The sequence below is a fragment of the Mesorhizobium sp. M6A.T.Cr.TU.017.01.1.1 genome, assembly GCF_004023115.1.
Lineage (GTDB): Bacteria > Pseudomonadota > Alphaproteobacteria > Rhizobiales > Rhizobiaceae > Mesorhizobium > Mesorhizobium mediterraneum.
In genome coordinates this window covers 1-3878 of record NZ_RZTA01000224.1, presented here as the reverse complement: position 1 = coordinate 3878, position 3878 = coordinate 1, and the positions used below count along the sequence as shown (strand labels likewise).

The following is a 3878-nucleotide window of genomic DNA, read 5'->3' as shown; positions in this document are numbered from 1 at the left end:
TTCTATGGCTGGAGCCTGGCCGGGGTGAGCCTGTCCCGCCACTTCGACAGCCCGATCTACCGCAAGCGGATGGACGCGGTCGCAGGTCTCGTTCTGATCCTGGCAGCCCTTCTCCTGGCTGTAAACATCCTGAACGGGGCTTGAGCGGTGACCGCCATACCAACGATGGCCCGCTGTTTTGCTAGGCAGCGCCGCACATCGTCTTCAGCGCCTGTGCCGCACGAGATAGGGTTCGACCAAGGCGCGTATTTCCGCGGCGGGCGCCGCTTCGCCGGCAGCATCCAGCGCTCGTTCGTAACGTCCATAGTCGTCGACCGCGGCTTCGAAATCACGGCGCGACAGCCGCTCCTTGATCAGCGCCTTGCAGACGGGCCCGGCGTCGGGATAAAGGTCCAACGTCCTCAGATAAATCGAGCGCGCTTCATGGGCGTTGCCGGTCGCCTCGAGCCGCAGGCCGATCCGCAATCCGAAATCGATCAGGTCGCGACGGACTTTTTCAGCGGCAGCGAACGACCAGAAACTGGCTCGCTCGTGCAGAAACAGCGGACCGGGAAATGCGAGGAAGAGCGCTTCCGCTTCCGGGCGCAGTCCGGCCGTCTCGCCATTGGTTGTCGTGAGGGATTTGAGCCGTGCATCCCAGTCGGCGAGGTCGACCCAGACCTTGTCCGACGCGAGGCGAAGCTTGCCTTCGCGCTGGACGATGAGATCGGTCCGCCCGAGCAGCTTGCGCAGCCGATGCAGCGCCTGCTCGCAGGCCGCCCGCGCCTGGTCGCCGTCGAGGTCGGGCCACAGCCAGTCCTGAAGGGTCTCCAGCGAGCAGGTGTTGTCTTTCGAGATCGCCAGCACCCGCAGGATGTCGAGGGCCTTCGTCGGCGGCTTGGCGCCGAGAGGAAGAGGGTTTCCGTCGAGTTCGAGCCGGAAGCCTCCGAGAACATGGACCTTGAGCGGCCACGGCCAGGCCGCGGGCCGCCGCTGCGGCACGTCCAACCGGCGTTCCCCAATCAGCGACCGGCAAAGCTTGGGCTCGATGCCGCGCTCAAGCGCATCGCCAAGCAGTTCGGCGAGCAAGTCCGGAACGTTGAGGAGCACCATTGGCCAGCTGATGTCGCGGAGCGCCTTCAGGAAGATCTTCAGCCGGTCGCCATAGTGCGAATCTCCGCCCCACAGGGTCTCCAGCGCCTCCGCCGCCAGAATGCATATCTCGGTTCGCTTGCGGGCGCCGCCGTCCAGCCGCGGCAGCAGGTCGCTGAGCAGCGCGGCGGCTTCGCGAGGCTTCCTGTCGGCCAGCAGCACCTGGAACTTCGTGATGTAGTGCGGCCAACGCTCAACCATCGGCTCGTTGGCGGCCTCGATGGCCTCCATGAAGCGCTCGCAATCCCGGTAGGCGGCCGCGAAATCGCCTTGCCTGGCATGCAGCGCGGCGTGGCAGTCAGCGACGACGGCCACTTGCGTGGTGAAGCGGCTGTCGGCGATCTCGGCCAGGCGCTCGACCACCTGGTGGAACTCCGCAAAATCGTTGCGGACCTTCATCTGCATCTGGAGATGGTAGAGCCCGCCGAACTCCACGCTCTTGAGCGACTCGCGCTCGCCAATGGCGATCGCCTCCCGCAACGCCGCTTCGGACGAAGGATAAGGAAAATTTCTTCTTTTGTAGGGGAAGTAACGACCACTCTCCGCACCGAAGGCGACCAACCACATGCCAAGGATCCAGGGCAGCACGTCCTTCTCGCCTAAATCGTCGATAACGCTGTCGACGGCCTTCGCGAACAGATCGGCCCGCATGGTCGACGCCGAAAGATCGATCAGCGTTTCGCTCGCAAGCAACCGAAATCCGCTCGGATCCTGGCCGGAGTTCTTGGTCAGTCGCTCCAGCAGTTCGGCTTCCAGTGCTTGTCCGGCCGGGCTGCCGCGGTAGTAGTCGTCGCCGAAGTTCAGCGCCCGCATCATGCCAATGCGCACCAGCATCGCTTCCTCGCGAGGGAGTTCCGGAAGACCGCGCTCGATCAGCTCGAATGCCCGGCGGGTCCACATGGAAAGGCCTTCGTAGGTGCGCCAACTGGCGGTCTTGACCAAGACGGCGCGCGACACGGTGAGACACAGGCCGCGCTGATCGTCCGCCTCGCCAAAAGCCTGCCATGCCTTCGCCAGCCAGCGCTCCGCGGCGACGTCGTCCGGCACGTGGGCAACGCCCAGCCAATAAAAATGCCAGCCGCTCATCAGCGCTTCCGGCAATCGGCCGCACCAGTCGATGAAAGTCGCCCGGCCGCCTTGCGCCAGCACATCCTCCGCGCGGCTCAGTATGAGTTTGCTGGCAAGCCCCCAGTCCTCCGCCTGCAAGGCAAGCGGGATGGCTTCATCCAGACGGCCCGCCTCGACGAGGATCGTCGCCGCTTTTCGTTTCAGCAATCTCTGCTCTTCTCGTGGCACGCGCTCAGCGAAACTTCGGTCGAGGAAATCCCGCAACAGATCATGCAGGTAGAAGACGTCGCGGCTGCTTTCCGTACGCGTGACCAGCAATTGCCGCTTGTAGAGCCTGTCGAGCAGTTTTCCCGCCTCGCCAGATCCTATCATCTCGTCGGCCAGTTCGGCGCTGATCTCAGGCAGCAAGTTGAGCTTCAGCAGCATATCCTGGTCGGTGGCGGGGAGGGAAAGGAAGAAATGACGGCCAAGGACATCCAACAGCGCGTTCTGCCCGCCGCTCGTGTCATCAGGTCCGACCGTCGAGCCGTGGTCCGCGAGCAGAACCAGTCCGATCGCCCAGCCGCGCGCGGCTTCGACATCGACTGAGGCGTTCTCGGAACGCAGTTGGACGAGATCGCGCGCTTCCGCGGTCGAGAATTCGAGCGCCGACCTGTCGACGACGGCCATCTGGCCTCTGAGGACTAGGTCGCTAAGTTCTTCCCGTGGCAGCGTTCGCGAGGCGCAAATGCACCGAACCGTGTCCGGAAGCTCACGGAACATCACCGAAAGCACGCCACGAAACTCTGGCGTGTCGGCATCGTGCAGATCGTCGAGAACCAGAATGGTGTCGGGTTTCAGCCGCGCGAAATAGGCTCTGAAGAAGAGCCTGGCGAACTCCTTCGGCTGCTCGGCATATTCGACGCCGAACACCGGCATGTCGCCAACCGCAGGTGGGGCGAGTGACTGCGTCAGATACTGAAAAAAGCGCGCAATGTCCTGATCGCCCTCGTCGACGCGGAACCACACATGCGGCGCCTCGACGCTTTCGAGATAGTCGATGACCGCCGTCGTCTTGCCGTAGCCGGCCGGCGCCGCCACCCAGCATATGGTTGATTGCGACTTCCGATCGATCGCTGCGAGAACGCGGTTCCGCCGCAATATCCTGGCGCTGCGCGGCGCCGCCAGCTTGGCGATCCGGCCTGTGCCCGAGAGCGGGCGCCTCGCATCGGCTTCGATGGCGTTTAGAGGGGTCATGGGGGCTCGCGCTCGACCAATCATCGAGCGCCGGTCGTGCCGCCGTGACCGTCCCGCCGCCCAGATTGACCCTAGGGTAGCGCAATCGTGCGACAATTCGTAGTGGCTTCGCCGATGAAGCGACGATGGCCGATTCCAGCCGTCGACTGGATGCCTGCGCGATCGCGAAATCAGGACGCAGATGAGACCGAATTGCGAGAGGCAGCGCCGGCGGGCGACCGATGGATCCCGCACTCTATCTTCGACAGGCCGCTCCAGCGGCCCGCGCGCGGATTGTCCGCGCTGCCGCACTTGACCGTGCAGGGCGCGCAGCCGATCGAGAGGTAGCCCTTTTCGAGGAGCGGATGCTGGGGAAGATGATAACGGTCGAGATAGTCCTCAATCTGCTGGCGGGTGAAGCGGGCAAGCGGGTCGATCTTCAGGCGCCCGTCAGTTTCCTCCAG

Annotated in this window: 2 protein-coding genes; both read right to left on the bottom strand. The window is 64.1% G+C overall.

Going from position 1 to position 3878, the window contains the following annotated elements; translation table 11 throughout:
- Positions 1-204: 204 nt before the first annotated feature.
- Positions 205-3435: a hypothetical protein gene (locus tag EOB36_RS33340; protein ID WP_128286559.1), complete on the bottom strand. Its 3231-nt coding sequence runs from the start codon at positions 3433-3435 to the stop codon at positions 205-207.
- 170 nt (positions 3436-3605) lie between these two features.
- A partial coding sequence (locus EOB36_RS33335) for a phosphoadenosine phosphosulfate reductase family protein (protein WP_164897705.1) occupies positions 3606-3878 on the bottom strand: 273 nt, incomplete at its 5' end.

Coding starts and splice junctions, on each gene's coding strand:
- EOB36_RS33340 (WP_128286559.1), bottom strand. CDS start 3,435: ATGACCCCTCTAAACGCCATCGAAGCCGATGCGAGGCGCCCGCTCTCG.